At 72.8% G+C, this 15,653-nt stretch carries 13 protein-coding genes; 9 read left to right on the forward strand and 4 right to left on the reverse strand.

Annotated features, from left to right (window positions below; genetic code table 11):
• Nucleotides 1-10 precede the first annotated feature (10 nt).
• Nucleotides 11-1,225 carry a cysteine desulfurase-like protein gene (locus FHX39_RS00125; RefSeq protein WP_183335758.1) on the forward strand — a complete coding sequence of 405 codons (1,215 nt, stop codon included), beginning with the start codon at nt 11-13 and terminating at the stop codon, nt 1,223-1,225.
• Here FHX39_RS00125 and FHX39_RS00130 read toward each other — a convergent pair.
• On the reverse strand, nt 1,168-2,898 hold the full coding sequence (locus tag FHX39_RS00130; protein WP_183335759.1) for an FAD-dependent oxidoreductase: 1,731 nt from the start codon (nt 2,896-2,898) through the stop codon (nt 1,168-1,170). The genes FHX39_RS00125 and FHX39_RS00130 overlap by 58 nt on opposite strands.
• Before the next feature lie 64 nt (nt 2,899-2,962).
• On the opposite strand from FHX39_RS00130, the gene FHX39_RS00135 reads away from it, so the two are divergent.
• A complete protein-coding gene (locus FHX39_RS00135) occupies nt 2,963-3,574 on the forward strand; it encodes a helix-turn-helix domain-containing protein (RefSeq protein ID WP_183335760.1) in 612 nt (203 codons plus the stop codon).
• A 16-nt stretch (nt 3,575-3,590) separates the two neighbouring features.
• Here FHX39_RS00135 and FHX39_RS00140 read toward each other — a convergent pair whose 3' ends face one another.
• Nucleotides 3,591-5,108, reverse strand: coding sequence for an integrin alpha (locus FHX39_RS00140; RefSeq protein ID WP_232530546.1), 1,518 nt, complete (start codon nt 5,106-5,108; stop codon nt 3,591-3,593).
• Nucleotides 5,109-5,344: 236 nt separating this feature from the next.
• Here FHX39_RS00140 and FHX39_RS00145 point away from each other — a divergent pair, with 236 nt between their 5' ends.
• A complete protein-coding gene (locus FHX39_RS00145; protein WP_183335763.1) occupies nt 5,345-6,850 on the forward strand; it encodes an HNH endonuclease signature motif containing protein in 1,506 nt (501 codons plus the stop codon).
• Here the strand turns inward: FHX39_RS00145 and FHX39_RS00150 are convergent.
• On the reverse strand, nt 6,760-7,335 hold the full coding sequence (locus FHX39_RS00150; RefSeq protein WP_183335765.1) for a TetR/AcrR family transcriptional regulator: 576 nt from the start codon (nt 7,333-7,335) through the stop codon (nt 6,760-6,762). The two genes, FHX39_RS00145 and FHX39_RS00150, sit on opposite strands and share 91 nt — an antisense overlap.
• A gap of 68 nt (nt 7,336-7,403) precedes the next feature.
• Between FHX39_RS00150 and FHX39_RS00155 the strand changes: the two genes are divergently transcribed.
• The 3 genes from FHX39_RS00155 (at nt 7,404) to FHX39_RS00165 (ending at nt 11,510) form a co-directional block, all read left to right on the forward strand.
• Nucleotides 7,404-8,984 (forward strand): efflux RND transporter periplasmic adaptor subunit, encoded by a 1,581-nt coding sequence (locus FHX39_RS00155; RefSeq protein ID WP_183335767.1) that lies wholly within the window; start codon nt 7,404-7,406, stop codon nt 8,982-8,984.
• 84 nt (nt 8,985-9,068) lie between these two features.
• A complete protein-coding gene (locus tag FHX39_RS00160; protein ID WP_232530548.1) occupies nt 9,069-9,830 on the forward strand; it encodes an HlyD family efflux transporter periplasmic adaptor subunit in 762 nt (253 codons plus the stop codon).
• Between the two features lie 54 nt (nt 9,831-9,884).
• A complete protein-coding gene (locus FHX39_RS00165) occupies nt 9,885-11,510 on the forward strand; it encodes a DHA2 family efflux MFS transporter permease subunit (RefSeq protein ID WP_183335769.1) in 1,626 nt (541 codons plus the stop codon).
• Nucleotide 11,511: 1 nt separating this feature from the next.
• On the opposite strand, the gene FHX39_RS00170 is transcribed toward FHX39_RS00165, so the two are convergent.
• A complete protein-coding gene (locus FHX39_RS00170) occupies nt 11,512-12,162 on the reverse strand; it encodes an NAD(P)H-binding protein (protein ID WP_183335771.1) in 651 nt (216 codons plus the stop codon).
• A gap of 17 nt (nt 12,163-12,179) precedes the next feature.
• On the opposite strand from FHX39_RS00170, the gene FHX39_RS00175 reads away from it, so the two are divergent.
• From FHX39_RS00175 to FHX39_RS00185, 3 genes are all read left to right on the forward strand, one after another.
• Nucleotides 12,180-12,914, forward strand: a complete 735-nt coding sequence (locus tag FHX39_RS00175; RefSeq protein ID WP_183335773.1) for a dienelactone hydrolase family protein — start codon at nt 12,180-12,182, stop codon at nt 12,912-12,914.
• A 55-nt stretch (nt 12,915-12,969) separates the two neighbouring features.
• Nucleotides 12,970-14,073: an NADH:flavin oxidoreductase/NADH oxidase gene (locus FHX39_RS00180; protein ID WP_183335775.1), complete on the forward strand. Its 1,104-nt coding sequence runs from the start codon at nt 12,970-12,972 to the stop codon at nt 14,071-14,073.
• A 109-nt stretch (nt 14,074-14,182) separates the two neighbouring features.
• Nucleotides 14,183-15,640 (forward strand): FG-GAP-like repeat-containing protein, encoded by a 1,458-nt coding sequence (locus FHX39_RS00185; RefSeq protein ID WP_183335777.1) that lies wholly within the window; start codon nt 14,183-14,185, stop codon nt 15,638-15,640.
• The last annotated feature ends 13 nt before the right edge of the window (nt 15,641-15,653 follow it).

Here is a 15,653-nt window from a genome sequence, read left to right on the forward strand (position 1 = left end):
GGAGCACCCGATGACCCTCGACGTCGGTGCCCTGCGCGCCGCGTTCCCCGCGCTCGACGGACCGACCGCCTACTTCGACGGCCCGGGCGGCACGCAGACCCCGACCGTCGTCGGCGAGGCGATCGCGCGCACGCTCACGGGCCCGCTCTCGAACCGCGGGACCGGCTCGGCCTCGCAGCGGAACGCCGACGCGGTCGTGCGGGCGTTCCGCGCCGCGTACGCCGACCTGCTCGGCGGCGTCCCCGAGGGGATCGTGCACGGGCGCAGCGCGACCCAGCTCACGTACGACTTCTCCCGCGCGTTGGCGCGCACCTGGGTCGTGGGCGACAACGTCGTGGTCAGCCGGCTCGACCACGACGCGAACGTGCGCCCCTGGGTGCAGGCCGCCGAGCACCGGGGCATCGAGGTCCGCTGGCTGGAGGTCGACCCGGCGACGGCCGAGCTGGACCTCGGTCCGCTGGCGACCACGGTCGACGACCGCACCCGGCTCGTCGCGGTGACCGGTGCGTCCAACCTGGTCGGCACCATCCCGCCGCTGCGGACGATCGCCGACCGCGCGCACGCCGTCGGCGCCCTGCTCTACGTCGACGCGGTGCACCTCACGGCCCACCGGCTGCCCGACCTGGCCACGCTCGGGGCCGACCTGCTCGTGTGCTCGCCCTACAAGTTCTTCGGGCCGCACTGCGGCGTGCTCGCCGGCGACCCGGCGCTGCTCGCGACGATCCACCCGGACAAGCTGCTCCCGTCGACCGACCAGGTCCCGGAACGCTTCGAGCTCGGCACCCTGCCGTACGAGGTCCTCGCTGGGGCCACGGCCGCGGTGGACTTCCTCGCCGACCTGCCCGGCGTGGAGCCGGGCGCGGCAGTCGGCTCGCGCCGTGACCGGCTGGAGCACACGCACGCGGCGATCGCCGAGCACGAGGCCGCCCTGCGCGACCGGCTCGAGTCGGGCCTGGCCGCGCTCGGCGACCGCGTCGTCGTCCACTCCCGGGCGGCCGACCGCACGCCGACCCTGTTCCTCACGTTCCCGGGCCGACGCAGCGCGGACGTCGCGCAGGGCCTGCTCGCGCGCGACGTGCTCGCGCCGGCCGGGTCGTTCTACGCCGTCGAGCCGTTCCGGGCGCTCGCGCTCGACGACGACGCGGGCGTCCGGGTCGGGCTCGCCGCCTACACCGAGACCGACGAGGTCGACCGGCTGCTCGACGGGCTCGCCGCGCTGGTCTGAGCCTCGGTCTCGGCCCGACGGCGGGCGACCACGACGCTGTCGTCCATGGCGCCGTGCTCGCCGGTCGGTCCGGTCACCGCCCGCGGCGCGACCTCGAGGCGTACGGCCTCCCACTCGTCATCGAGCGCCAGCCCGGCCCAGACCTCCTCGGGTGACGGCAGCTCGCCCGGTCCGTGGCCGTGCCCGTGCTGCCCGTGCCCGTGCTCCTGGTCGTGCGCGTGCTGGTCGGTGTCGAGCTCCTCCCACGACCACGGCGGCAGGGAGGCGTGGCCGACGACCAGCAGGGTGCCGCCGGGGGCGACGGCTGCGGCGGCCCGACGGAGCACCTCGTCGCGGGGGAGCCCGTCGGGCGCGTGCAGGTAGTGCGTGGTGACCAGGTCGAACGTGCCGGTGGGGAAGGTCAGCGCCAGGTCGTGCCGCTCGAACGTCGCCCGCCCGGCCACCCCGGCCTGCTCCGCCGCGGTCCGCGCGTGCTCGACGGCGGTGCCGGACACGTCGATCCCGAGCACCCGCCAGCCCTGCCGGGCCAGCCAGACCGCGTCGTCGCCGTACCCGCTGCCCAGGTCGAGCGCGGTGCCCGCCGGGAGGGTGCCGGTCGTCTCGACGAGGGTCGGGTTCGCCTCGCGCGGGTGCATGCGGCCCTCGCGGTAGCGCTCGTCCCAGAAGGCCTCGGTCCGGCGCCGTTCGGCGACCGCCTGCGTCGCCTCCTCCTCGATCAGGTGGGCGTTGACCAGGGCGCCGGTCATGAGGCCGCCAGCCGCCGAGGTGGAGACCTGGGCCTGGATGGTCGAGACGTTCCCGGCGGTGTAGACGCCAGGGACCGAGGTGACGCCGGTCGGCTCCGCGACCGCGTAGCTGCCGAAGACGAAGTCGCCCATGGCGAAGTCGGCGACCTCGACGCCGAGGTCGGCCAGCAGCGCGGAGTGCGCGACGGCCGGGGCGGCGATGGCGAGGTTCTGCAGCGGGACGACGGTGCCGTCGGCCAGCCGTACACCGGACAGCGCGTCGTCGGTCGTGAGGACCTCGACGACCTCGCCGTCGGCGAAGCGGACGCCGCGGGACTCGAGACGTTCGCGGTCCTCGGCGGAGAGCGCGGGACCGGTGTGCGTGAGGACGGTGACGTCGGGGCTCAGCTGGCGGAACATCAGCGCCTGGTGCGCGGTCATCGGGGTGCTGGAGAGGATGCCGATCGCGGTGTCGCGCGCCTCGTAGCCGTGGCAGTACGGGCAGTGCAGGACGTCGCGTCCCCAGCGCGGCGCGAGCCCGGGGATCGCCGGCAGCTCGTCGGTCAGCCCGGTGGCGACGACCACGCGGCGGGCCTCGACCCGGCGCCCGTCGGCGAGGTCCGCGCCGAACCATGGGCGGGACGGTTCCTGGCCGAGGGGCTCGAGGCGGACGACCTCGCCGGTCTCGACCCGACCCCCGTACGAGGTGAGCGCCGACCGGCCGTCGGCCAGGAGGTCGGCGGGGGAGACGTTCTCGCGGCCGAGGTAGTTGTGCACGCCGGCCGCGGTCGCGTTGCGGGGCGCGCCCGCGTCAACGACGAGGACGGAGCGCAGCGAACGGGCGAGCGCGACGGCGGCGGAGAGACCGGCGGGACCGCCCCCGACGACGAGGACGTCGTAGGTCGAGCCGTGGGCGTCGGGGCTGCTCTGAGCGGGTTCCGTGGTCATGCTCCGATAGTGGCTCGATCGGGCTGACTTGACAAACGACCTTGCTGGAACGGCAAATAGGACCATGGACGACGAGGGACAGGCGCACGACGAGCCCGAGGACCTCGGTCCGGTGCTGGACGCGGTGGGCCCACGGCTCCGGGCGCTCCGGGTCGAGCGGGGCACGACGCTCGCCGAGCTCTCCGAGACGACCGGCATCTCGGTGAGCACGCTGTCGCGGCTGGAGTCCGGCGGCCGCAAGCCGACGCTCGAGCTGCTGCTCCCGCTGGCCCGCGCGCACCAGGTCGCGCTCGACGAGCTGGTCGACGCGCCCGAGACGGGCGACCCGCGGGTCCGGCTCAAGGCCGTCCAGCGCCACGGGATGACGATGATGGCGCTCACGCGGCGCCCCGGCGGGCTGCAGGCGTACAAGATGATCATGCCGCCGAACCCGCCCGAGCGGCAGCCGGAGCAGCGGACGCACGAGGGTTACGAGTGGCTGTACGTCCTCTCTGGGCGCGTCCGCCTCCTCCTCGGGCCGCACGACCTCCTGCTCGAGGCCGGCGAGGTCGTGGAGTTCGACACCCGTACGCCGCACTGGTTCGGCAACCCGGGGCCCGAGGAGGCCGAGCTCCTCTCCCTGCTCGGACCGCAGGGGGAACGCATGCACGTCCGGGCGCGGCCGAAGCAGGGCTGACCGGCCGTCGGCGAGGTCAGATTCCCAGCTCGCCGGCCAGGACTGCGCCGTACCGGAGGTTCTTCCGTGGACCGTGGCTGTTGGTGAGAGAGGTGCGGTAGGAGTGGCTCACTGGGATCGCCCGGGGGTCGACGATCCCAGGTGGCACCGCCGCACCGGCCTGGACGATCCCTGCGTTCTTCTTGCCCTGCCAGTCCTCTCCGGGAGCACCGACCAGGACCCGGTCCCCGAGACCGTTGCCCGGCACGTCCTCGGTGTAGCGGAGGACACCCAGTGCTGCGCCGACGTGGTCACCGGCTTCCGGTGTCCCCGCGAGCTCGTGCGACTGGTCGAGGATCGTGGCGTCCTTGCACTCGCCGTAGAGGTTCGTGGTCGGTACGACCACGACGGCTCCGGCGTCGTCGCGCTGACGGCCCTTGTGCTTGACGTCGCGCCCGGGAGCACCGAACGCCGCCTGCATCTGGAAGAGGCCGGCACATCCGAGGTTGTCCCCGAGCGCGACGGCCTGACCGAGGTGATCACCCGAGCGGGGCTTCCCCGGGATGCCCTCTTGGCCGTAGGTGAAGGTCCTGTCCGGCAGGGACCATGAGCCGACGTCGGTCGTCATCAGGACCGAGCCGGCGTCGTCGGCCTTGCCCACGTCGACCCCCGGGGCGCCGATGAGCGAGATCTCGCGCGAGCTGGCAAGCGAGGCCCCGAACCGGTCGCCGGTCGTCGGGTTGCCGGGAACGCCCGGAGTCTCACGGCTCCAGAGGAACGGGTGCTCGAAGGTCGCACCTCCGTCGACGCGGCGACGTTCCTTGACGAAGCCCGCGTGGCTGGCCTCACGCCAGCCGGCGTCCGGCGCCCCGATCAGGACGCGGCCGGGAGAGGTGGCCAGGGCAGCCCCGTAGTGGCCGTCGACGAGGACCGAGTCGACCCCAGGCGTCTCGGGCCTCAAGGTCTCGACCAGGTCCAGGCCGAGCCAGGTGCCTTGGCCGCCCCTGGTGGACGTGTAGTGGTTCACCGCGCCCTCCTGCTGGTAGGCCGAGCTGAGGTCGGTCCCGGGTGCGCCGATCCACAGGTCCGAGATCAAAGGACCCTGGTCCGGCCCCACCGGGCCCGCGGCCGCGATCGCGGCTCCGAAGTGCGCGCCTTCGTTTTGTCCACGGCCCACCACGAAGACGGTGGCCGGCTTCTGGTCGCTCAACGGGTCCAGCACCACGTACACGCGGCCGCGCCCGTGGTCGGCCCCCGGCGCACCCACCACGAGGTCGTTCGCGCGGTCGCAGTTGACGTCCATCACGGTGACGGCTGCGCCGAAGCGGTCCCCGGCTGCGGAGGCCGTCCCGCTGAGCGAGGCGAGCGTCAACGTGGCGTAGCGATCGGTGGCCCAGACGTCGATCGCGCCGGCGTCGGCGTTCGTGTTCGGGAGGCCGACGACTACCTCGGGGCCACGGCCTGCTCCAAGGTCGCCGTCGGCTCCGCAGCCACCTCCGTAGACGGCGTGGGCGTGCTGCAAAGGCATCCCGAACGTGCCGGCGACGCTCAGCACGCAGGCGAGTACCGCCCACCTGTCGCGCCGACGACCTCGGACGACAACGGTCATCGGTGTTCCCCCTCTGAATCAGCTTTCCGCCGGACGTTAGCCGTCGGTGGGACGGCTTGACGGACGTCAACCAGATGGGCCAGCGATGTTCATCCGGAGGAAGGGTTCTGGTCGACACCGTGCCGCCGACGGACAACATCGGGGTGCGCGAACTGTCGGTGGGATGCGGCAGAATCGTTCGTATGTTCGATCCGACGGTGACGGTGGCGACCGCCTCCCAGCTCGCTGACCGGATCGCCGCGACCCACGCGCTGCTGCGCGAGACCGAGTGCGAGGAGCTCGTCCTCGCCGCCGCGTGGGCCGACGTGCACTACCTCGACGCGGGGGCGGACGACTACCGCCCGCTGGTCCAGCGGGCGCGGGCGTGGGGTGGTGACGGGTGCCCGCAGGTCGCGGAGCACTGCGCGCACGAGCTCGGAGCTTTGCGAGGGACGGGCTCGGTGGCAGCGCGAATGCTCATCGCCGACGCGCTCGATCTGCGTCACCGGTTGCCGCGGTTGTGGGTGCTGGTGACGACGGGGGTGGTGCGGGCGTGGCAGGCGCGGGCGGTGGCGCAGGCGACGCACGCGCTGTCGTGGGAGGCGTGTGCGGAGGTCGACCAGACGTTGAGCGGCTTCCTGCCGATGCTGGCCTGGCCGCGGTTCCAGCGTCTGCTGACGGCGGCGGTGCTGGAGGCCGACCCCGATGCGCGGCGGGCGCGTGAGGAAGCCGCACGCGTCGAGCGCGGGGTGTGGTCCTACGCCGGCGAGGACGGGTTACGCACGATCGTGGCGAAGGCGGCGTCGGGTGACGTGCGCTGGTTCATGGCCGCGGTGGAACGCGTCGCCGAGGTCCTCCGGTTGAACGGCGACCTCGACCCGGTCGACGCGCGGCGGGCGAAGGCGGTGGGAATCCTCGCCGACCCGGCGCGGGCGCTCGCGCTGCTGCTGGAGCACGCCGACGACGGCGACCCGCGCGGGCAGGAGCCGCCAGAGGCCGAGGAGCCCGCCGAGGCTGGTAATCACGAGCCTGGTCAGCGCGACCGGTCGTTCGACCTGACGGCGAGAGGCATCTCTGGGGCGGACCTGCGTCGTGCACGCTCGCGGGTCGTGCTGCACCTGCACCTGACCGACGGCGCACTCCGCGCCGGGGACGGGTTGGTCCGGCCCGAGCACGGCGACCCGCTCACCCTCGACCAGGCCCGGGAGTGGCTCGCCGACACCGGCTGCCACGTCACGGTGCGACCCGTTGTCGACCCGGTCGAGACCGCGCCGGTCGACGCGTACGAGATCCCCTACCGGCTGCGCGACGCCCTGTTCCTGCGCAACCCGGTCGACGTCTTCCCCTTCGGCCAGGCGACCAGTCGGACCCTCGACCTCGACCACACCGTCCCGTACGTGCCCCTCGCCCGCGGTGGTCCACCGGGCCAGACCAGCGTGGACAACCTCGGTCCCCTGACCCGCAGCCACCACCGTGCGGTGACGTTCGGCGGGTGGCGCCGACGACAACCCGACGCGGGCACGTACGTCTTCCGGTCACCGAACGGGCACGTGTTCGTCGTGACGAACCAGGGCACCCTCAACCTGGGTCGCACCGCGTTCACGGACGCGTTATGGGCTCAGTGCAGGGGTGAGCCGAACGCGCGCTCCGCGCCGTCGAGGTACTCGGCGCCGGTCATCCACCCGAAGAGCGCGGTGTTGACGAAGTAGCCCTGCACCATGGCCATGCAGACCTCCGCGGTCCGCAGGGCGAGGGGCTCCGTGTCCTCCGGCTGGGTCGCCGCCCACGGTCGGAGCGCGCGGACGACCGCGTCGCGGAACTCGGTCGCGCGCGTCTCCAGCACGGCCTTGAGCTCGGGGTCGACGGTGGCCTCGCCCCAGAACTGGAGCAGCACCGACAGGTCGGGTGGTTGACGACGCAGGGTCATGAACAGGCGCAGCACCTCGGCTGGCGTCCGTACGGCCCCGTCGGCCACCGCGTCGTCCAGCGTTCCGATGCGACGATGTAGCAGCTGGCCCGCGATGTAGCGGGCGAGGTCGGCCTTGTTCTCGAAGTTGCCGTAGATCGCGCCGGCCGAGAGGCCGCACTCCGCGACGATCTCCGCGATCGAGGTGTCGGAGCCTTTTCGCGCCAGGACCTGGAGCGCTGCCTCGGCGATCTGCTCGCGTCGGGCAGCGCGATGTGCATCACTCACGCGGGGCATGGCAAAAAGAATAACCGTTCGGTATTGTTCCGGGGGTTTCGCCTTCTCGAGGAGTCTCGTTGTCTTCCCTCCCCACCCGCCTGCGCACCATCGGCGCGGGCACCGTCGTCCTGGGTCTCACCTGGGCGCTCACGTCCTGCTCCGGCAGTCAGGCCGGCGCCCCGACCTTCGACACCGTCTCCCGGGGCGACGTGTCCACCGGCGTCTCGGCCAGCGGCGCGCTGGCGGCCAAGACCAGCGAGCAGCTCGGCTTCGCCGTCGGCGGCAAGCTGACCTCGGTCGACGTCAAGGTCGGCCAGAAGGTCGAGGCGGGCGACGTGCTCGCCACGATCGACTCGCGGGCCGCCGAGGCGACCCTGAAGCAGGCCGAGGCGAACGTGGAGGCGCAGTCCGCCGTCCTGGCCGGCAGCTCGGACAACCCCGCCGTGCAGAACGCGGCGGAGTCGTTGGCCCGGGCGCGCCACGTGGTCCTCGAGAACGAGCAGCAGGGCGCCGCCTCCTCGCGGGCCGACTCGAAGGCCGTCTCGCGGGCGAAGAAGCAGAAGAGCACCGACGAGGACGCGAAGGACGACGCCGAGGACGCGGTCGACCGTGCCAACGACGCCTGCGACGACGCGAAGGACCTCGCGGAGAAGGCCGGCGAGGCCGCCGCGGCCGACCCCACGAACAACGCGGCCGCGACCATCGCCGCCTCGGCCGCCACCGGCGCGACCACCGCGTGCGGTGCCGTGGGCAGCGCCGAGGCCGGCGTCACCGCGGCCAAGCAGCGCATCGCCGCCGACGAGACGGCGATCGTCACGGCGGAGCAGCGCAAGCGGGTCGACGACGCCGCGCTCGACGTGGCTGAGGCCAACGCGAACGCGGGCGTCGCCAGCGCCCAGGGCGTCTACAACTCCGCGGTCGCCGCCCGGCCGCACACGCTCGACCAGCAGCAGGCCCTCGTCGACGCCGCGCAGGCCCAGGTCGACGCCGCGCAGAAGACGCTCGACGACACCACCCTCAAGGCCCCGTCGGCGGGCACGATCTCCGCGGTCAACGGCAGCAAGGGCGAGTACCTCTCGGCCAGCTCCGGTACGAGCGCGCTCGCCCCGGGTAGCAGCGCGGCGATCCCCGGGGCCTCGGGTGCCGGTGCGGCCTCGGCCGCCGGTGCTGCCTCCCCGACCCGACCGGGAGGCACGCAGTTCATCGTGCTGTCCGGTCTGGACCAGCTGCAGGTCGTGCTCCCGTTCGAGGAGTCCGACGCGGCTCAGATCAAGAAGGGTCAGTCCGTCGACGTCCAGCTCGACGCGATCCCGGACCTGGTGGCCAAGGGCACCGTCGAGTCCATCGCCCCGTCCGCCACGCCGATCTCGGGCGTCGTCAGCTACTACGCGACGGTGACCCTCGACAGCCGTGACCCGCGTGAGCGCGACGGGCAGACCGCCAACGCCACGGTGCTCACCCAGGAGCGCACCGCGGTCCTGACCGTGCCGAACGCCGCCGTGCGGCAGCAGGGCGGCGCCGACACCGTCGTCGTGTACGAGCCGAGCGGGGACCAGCGCACGGTCAGCTTCGAGGCCGGCCTGGTCGGCCCGGACCGCACCGAGGTCGTCTCGGGCCTGAACGAGGGCGACCGCGTCGTCGTGCCGAGCCGTCCGTGAACGCCCCCACGCGTCCGTATAGGACGCCTATCCTGAATGACAACGAGCGCAGCGCGATCGGCGCTCTGGACGAACGGGACACCTATGTCTGACACGGCGACCACCGCGGCCTCTGACGAGGTCGTGGCCCCGCCCGAGGGCCAGCCGACCACCACCGACGGCCAGCCGGAGCCCGACGCGCCCAAGAAGGGCATGTCCCGCAAGGGCCGGATCCGGTTGTTCGTGATCCTGGGTCTCGCCGTGCTGGTCGGGCTGGCGTTCCTGGCCCGCTACCTCATCGACACCTCGAACTACACGACCACCGACAACGCGCAGGTCGACGGCAACCAGATCTCGATCAACGCCCCGATCTCCGGCACGCTGGTCGACTGGAGAGGACAGGTCGGTGCGTCGCTCCGGGCGAACGCGTCGGTCGGCCGCATCAAGGAGCAGGGCGCGTACGTGCAGCCGCAGATGGTGATCCGGGCGCCTGCGGACGGAACCGTGGCCGTCGACAACGGCGTTCCCGGCACCTACGTGACCGCCGGCACGCAGCTCGCCGTCGCCTACGACAAGCAGGGCGTGTTCGTGACGGCCCGGGTCGACGAGACCTCGGTCGGCGACGTCCGGGTCGGCGCCCCCGTCAAGCTGGACGTCGACGCGTTCCCGGACGCCGACCTGACCGGGCACGTGTCGGAGATCCAGACGGGCTCGGCAGGCGTGTTCTCGGCCTTCCCGCAGTCCAACTCCTCGGGCAACTTCCAGAAGGTCACCCAGGTGATCCCGGTGCGCATCACGATCGACGACACGTTGGGCCTGGCACTGGCGCCGGGCATGAACGTCACCGCCAAGATCCACAAGCCGTGATCGAGGTCTGACTACGTCCAGGTCCACCGTCACGCCGTCGCAGGGAGCTTCCCGATGAGCACCGACACCGCCCCGCGGGTCTCCGCGGTCGACCTCGAGGACGCCCCGGTCGCGTCGAAGGCGCTTCCGGCCGACCGGGCCACCCCGACCGTCCAGCGACCGGCGTCGCCCCCCGCCCCCCGCGAGGTCGACCAGGCCACCTCCGAGCGCAGCGACAAGTGGCTCGTCCCGCTGCTCGTCCTCGTCGTCGGCATGTTCATGTCGGTCCTCGACACCAGCATCGTCAACGTGGCCATCTCCGCCATCCAGACCGACTTCGGCGGGAGCACCGCCGACGTCGCCTGGATCTCGACGGCCTACAGCCTCGTGCTCGGGGTGGTGGTCCCCGCGAGCGCCTGGTTGGGCGACCGGCTCGGCATGAGCCGCGTCTACGTCGTGTCGCTCGCTGCGTTCGCGGTGAGCTCCGCGCTGTGCGGGCTGGCCTGGAACCTCGACAGCCTGATCGCCTTCCGCGTGGTCCAGGCGATCCCCGGAGGCCTGCTGCCGGCGCTCTGCCTCACGATGGTCTACCGCCTCGTGCCGCCCGCCAAGATCGGCGCGGCGATGGGCATCTACGGGCTCGGCATCATCGTCGCCCCGGCGATCGGCCCGGCCCTCGGCGGCTACCTGGTCGAGTACGTGAGCTGGCGCCTCGTCTTCTACATCAACATCCCGGTCGGGATCCTCGGTGTGGTCGCGGCCGTGATCTGGCTGCCGAAGTTCGCCCAGGCGCAGACGCGCCGCTTCGACTTCGCCGGCTTCCTGACCATCGCCACGGCGCTGGTCTGCCTGCTGCTCGCCTTCTCGGAGGGCCCGTCGTGGGGTTGGACCGGCTACCGAGTGCTCGGCCTGATCGCCCTCGGCGCGCTGAGCCTCGCCGCGTTCGTCGTCATCGAGCTCGAGGTGGAGTACCCGCTGCTCAACCTCCGCGTCTTCCGGAACCGCCTGTACTCGACGTCGCTGATCGCGATGAGCGTGATGATGACCGGGCTGTTCGCGACCCTGTTCTACATCCCGCTGTTCCTCCAGGAGGGGCTGGGTTACCCGGCGCTGACGGCTGGTCTGCTGGTCCTGCCCCAGGCGCTGGTGATGGGCGTGTGCATGCCGATCGCCGGTCGGCTCTACGACAAGATCGGGCCCCGGTACCTGGCCTTCTTCGGGCTGCTGATCGCCGCGGCCGGGACGTTCCTGCTGACCGGGATCAGCCCCGACATGACCCGCAGCGAGCTCGTCTGGTGGATGTGCGTCCGCGCGCTCGGCACCGGCCTGGCGATGATGCCGATCATGACCGGTGGGCTCTCCTCGTTGCCGGGGTTCCTGACGACCAGCGGCAGCGCCATCAACACCGTCTCCCAGCGGGTCAGCGCGGCCCTCGGGCTGGCTGCTCTCACCGCGGTGGTGACCAACCAGCAGGGTGGTCTGATGTCCGCCCGCTCAGCGCTGGTCCCGGCGGGCAGCATGCCGCCGGGCGAGGTGATGGCCGTCTACCGTCAGACCCAGCTCGACGTGCTCGCGGCCTCCTACTCGAACGTGTTCCTGGTGACCGGCATCCTCACGCTCATCGCGGCCGTGCTCTGCCTCGGGCTGCGCAGCGGGGGCAACCCGCACGCGGGCGGCCCGGGCGCGGCGATGATGGAGTGAGCTAGCCGACCAGGGCGGCGACAGCCTCGTCGACCGGGGTCTCGCCCTCCGTCAGCTCCACGACCACGCGGTGCAGCCGCGGCTCGCGCAGCGCGGCGGCGATGACGGCGGCGACGTCGTCGCGAGGCACGTCGCCGTACGGGACGGCCCAGCCGGCGCGCACGTTCCCGGTGCCGGGGCCGTCGGTCAGGGTCCCGGGTCTGACGACGACCCAGTCGAGGTCGGACGACGTCAGGTAGACGTCGGCGGCCTTCTTGACCCGCATGTAGTGCTCGAAGCCCTCGTTCGTCTCCAGGTCCCGGCCCGCGTCGGGGAACACCGAGACGAGCACGAAGCGGGCGACGCCGGCCTGGCGGGCCGCGTCCACGGCCTTCTCGAGACCCTTCCCGTCGATCGCCGTCGTCTGGTCCCGCCCGGTGCCGTGCGCGCCGGCCGAGAACACGACCGCGTCGTGGCCCTCGAGCAGCGAGGCCAGCTCCTCGGTCGTCCCCTGCACGAGGTCGAACAGGACGGACGTCCCGCCCGCCTCCTCCACGGCCGCGGACTGCGCGGCGCTGCGGTGCAGGCCGCTCACCTCGCCGCCGTCCTGCGTCAGCAGCGTCGTCAGCCGCCGCCCCACCCCACCTGCGCCACCGATCACGAGTGTCTTCACGCACCTACTATCCCCTCATGACCGCGCTGGAGGGCTGGACCGAGGGCGAGCACACGGACCCGTCGACCGGGGTGAGCCACCCGACGTACCGCCGGGGGAGCGGACCCGGCGTCGTGGTCGTCTCCGAGATCCCGGGGATCACCGCCGAGGTCCTCACCTTCGCCGAGGAGGTCGTCGCGGAGGGCTTCACCGTCGTCCTGCCCCACCTCTTCGGGGCGGTGCCCAGCCCGTCCGGGCCGGGTGCGGCCGTACGGACGCTGGCGCAGGTCTGCGTGAACCGGGAGTTCAACAAGCTCCGGGTGGGCGAGACCTCGCCGGTCGCGACGTGGCTCCGGTCCCTCGCCCGGACGCTGCACGCCGAGCTCGGCGGACCGGGCGTCGGGGCGCTGGGGATGTGCTTCACCGGCGGCTTCGCGCTGGCGATGATGGTCGACGACGTGGTCGTGGCCCCGGTCCTCGCGCAGCCGTCCCTGCCCTTCGCGATCGGCCGGGCCCGGGGCGCCGACCTCAACCTCTCCCCGGCGGACCTCGCGGTGGTCAAGCGGCGCGCGGCGGCGGGCTGCTCGGTCCTGGGTCTGAAGTACGCCGACGACCCGACCGTGGGCACCCGCTTCGAGACCCTCACCGCCGAGATCGGGGACGCCTTCGTCCGGGTCGAGCTGCCGGGCAAGAAGCACTCGACGCTGACCGCGCACCGCCAGCAGGTGGCGGTCGACCGGGTGCTCGAGTTCTTCCGCGCCGAGCTCCTGTGACCTAGCCGACGCGCGGCGTCGGAAGCCTGGTGGGTCCGGTCTCGTTGCCACCCTCGTGAGCAAGCTCTTCGAGACCCTGACCCTGCGCGGCCTGACCGTGCGCAACCGCATCTGGCTGGCGCCGATGTGCCAGTACTCGGTGGAGCGCCGCGACGGCGTCCCGACCGACTGGCACCTGGTCAACCTCGGGGCGCGTGCGCAGGGCGGCTTCGGACTGCTGCTCACCGAGGCGAGCGCCGTCACCGCGGACGGGCGGATCAGCCCGCAGGACACCGGCCTCTGGAACGACGTCCAGCGCGACGCCTGGGCCCGGATCGTCGACTTCGTCCACGCCCAGGGGGCCGCGATCGGCGTCCAGCTGGCGCACGCCGGCCGGAAGGCGTCGACGTACCGCGGCTTCTCCGACGAGCCGCAGAACGGCAGCGTCCCCGCCGAGGACGGCGGCTGGCCGACCGTCTCCGCGTCGCCGGAGGCGTTCCCCGGCTACGACGCCCCGCGCGAGATGACCGTCGACGACATCGCCGACGTCGTGTCCGCCTTCGGCGCGGCCGCCCGGCGTGCGGTCGAGGCGGGCTTCGACACCGTCGAGGTCCACGGCGCGCACGGCTACCTCGTGCACCAGTTCCTCAGCCCGCTGGCCAACCACCGCACCGACGCGTACGGCGGCAGCTTCGAGGGGCGTACGCGGCTGCTCGTCGAGATCGTCGACGCCGTCCGCGCGAACGTTCCCGAGACCATGCCCGTCCTCGTCCGCCTCTCGGCGACCGACTGGACCGAGGGCGGCTGGGACGCCGATCAGACCGTCGCGGTGTCGGCGGTGCTCAAGGACCACGGCGTCGACCTGGTCGACGTGTCCTCGGGCGGGGCCGTGCTGGCCGAGATCCCGGTCGGCCCCGGCTACCAGGTGCCGTTCGCCCGGTCCGTCCGCGAGGGTTCTGGGCTGCCGTCCGGGGCGGTCGGCCTCATCACCTCGCCGCAGCAGGCCGAGACGGTCCTGACCTCCGGCGACGCCGACGTCGTGCTGCTCGCGCGGGCCGCCCTCCGCGAGCCGGCCTGGCCGCAGCGCGCGGCCGCCGAGCTCGGCGTCGACTGGCACGAGGCCGCCTACCCCGACGCGTACGCCCGGGGGCACTGGCCGAGCGAGGCCCGCGCCGGCTGATCGGCGCGGGGGAGTTCTCCCCATTGCGTCGGGGACGGGCGCGGGTCAGGGTGAGGGCCCGTCTTCCCCGAGGAGTGCTGTGCCCTGTCGTCGTCCCTTCGCCGGTGTGGTGAGTCTCGCGCTAGCCGCGCCGCTCCTGCTCCTCGCTCCGCCGGCCTCCGCCGCCGCGGTGGCCAAGCCGTACGACTTCAACGGCGACGGCTTCCCCGAGCTGGTGGTCGGCGCCCCCGAGCTGCAGGTCGGGTCGGACACGTTCGCCGGTGGGGTCGTGGTCTACCCGGCCTCCGCGGCGGGCGTGTCCACGGCCGGCACGGTCCTCACCCAGGACTCGGCCGGTGTCCCTGGCGCCGCCGGCGAGAACCAGAACTTCGGCGCCGCCTTCGCCAGCGCCGACTTCGACCACGACGGGTACGCCGACCTCGCCGTCGGGGTGCCCGGCCTGCCGGACGGCCAGGGCGGGCGCGTGATCGTGCTGCGCGGCTCGGCGGCCGGGTTGGCGACGTCGGGCGGCTACACGGTCGCCCGCCCGGGCGCGCCGGACCACGACCGGTTCGGCACGTCACTCGTCTCGGCGGACTTCGACGGGGACGGGTACGCCGACCTCGCGGTCGGTGCGATCACCGCCGACCGGGTCGAGGGTCCGGAGTACTACCCCAACGGCTCCGTCGTCGTCCTCGAGGGCGGGCAGAAGACCTTCTCCCCGCAGCGGTCGACCGTCCTGCACGGGCAGCGGAGCGGAAAGAAGTATGACCTGCTCTTCGGGTCCTCGCTCGCCGTCGGCGACGTGGACGGCGACGCCAGGCCGGACCTCGTGGTGGGCTCGCTGGGTCTCCCCTACGACGACGGGGAGGGGCACGGCGGGTCGGTGAGCGTGTGCACCACCGCCGCCGCGGGCCCCGGCCCCTGCCGCCAGGTGGCCTTCGGCTACAACACCGGTTCCACGGCGCTGGCGGTCGGGAACGTGAAGGGCGACGCGCGGGACGAGATCGTCGTGGGTCAGCCGGAGAACGGCACCGAGGGCGACGAGCCCGGCGTGGTCTACACGCTGTCGTTGACCGGGACGGGCTCGGCGCTGAAGGCGAAGACCGCCGAGCTCACCCAGGGGACCAAGGGCGTCCCGGGCAGCAACGAGAGGAACGACGAGTTCGGGTTCGCGGTCGCCCTGGGCGACCTGGACCGGGACGGCTACGCCGACCTGGTCGTCGGTTCGCCGGGCGAGACCATCAGCGGCCGGAACGAGGCCGGCCGGGTGACGGTGGTCCACGGCGGCAAGAAGGGGTACCGGACCAGCGGCAACCAGGCCTTCGACCAGGGTACCAAGGGCGTGCCGGGCGCCGTCGAGACCGAGGACAGCTTCGGCGGTGCCGTCGCTCTGCTCGACCACGACGCCGACGGTCGGCTGGACCTCACCGTCGGAGCGCCGGGGGAGAACGACGGCGGCGGGATCACGACGCTGAAGGGCTCCGGGAAGAGCTTCACCACGAAGGACTCGAAGAGCTTCGGGCTCGGCGGCCTCGCCTACCCGACCCCGTACGGGGCCGGCCTCGGTTCCGTCCTGGGCAGCTGATCGCTCAGCGAGG

It is taken from the genome of Microlunatus antarcticus, from assembly GCF_014193425.1.
Taxonomy (GTDB): Bacteria; Actinomycetota; Actinomycetes; order Propionibacteriales; family Propionibacteriaceae; genus Microlunatus; species Microlunatus antarcticus.

Coding starts and splice junctions, on each gene's coding strand:
- FHX39_RS00145 (WP_183335763.1), top strand. CDS start 5,345: ATGTTCGATCCGACGGTGACGGTGGCGACCGCCTCCCAGCTCGCTGAC.
- FHX39_RS00165 (WP_183335769.1), top strand. CDS start 9,885: ATGAGCACCGACACCGCCCCGCGGGTCTCCGCGGTCGACCTCGAGGAC.
- FHX39_RS00125 (WP_183335758.1), top strand. CDS start 11: ATGACCCTCGACGTCGGTGCCCTGCGCGCCGCGTTCCCCGCGCTCGAC.
- FHX39_RS00175 (WP_183335773.1), top strand. CDS start 12,180: ATGACCGCGCTGGAGGGCTGGACCGAGGGCGAGCACACGGACCCGTCG.
- FHX39_RS00160 (WP_232530548.1), top strand. CDS start 9,069: ATGTCTGACACGGCGACCACCGCGGCCTCTGACGAGGTCGTGGCCCCG.
- FHX39_RS00130 (WP_183335759.1), bottom strand. CDS start 2,898: ATGACCACGGAACCCGCTCAGAGCAGCCCCGACGCCCACGGCTCGACC.
- FHX39_RS00135 (WP_183335760.1), top strand. CDS start 2,963: ATGGACGACGAGGGACAGGCGCACGACGAGCCCGAGGACCTCGGTCCG.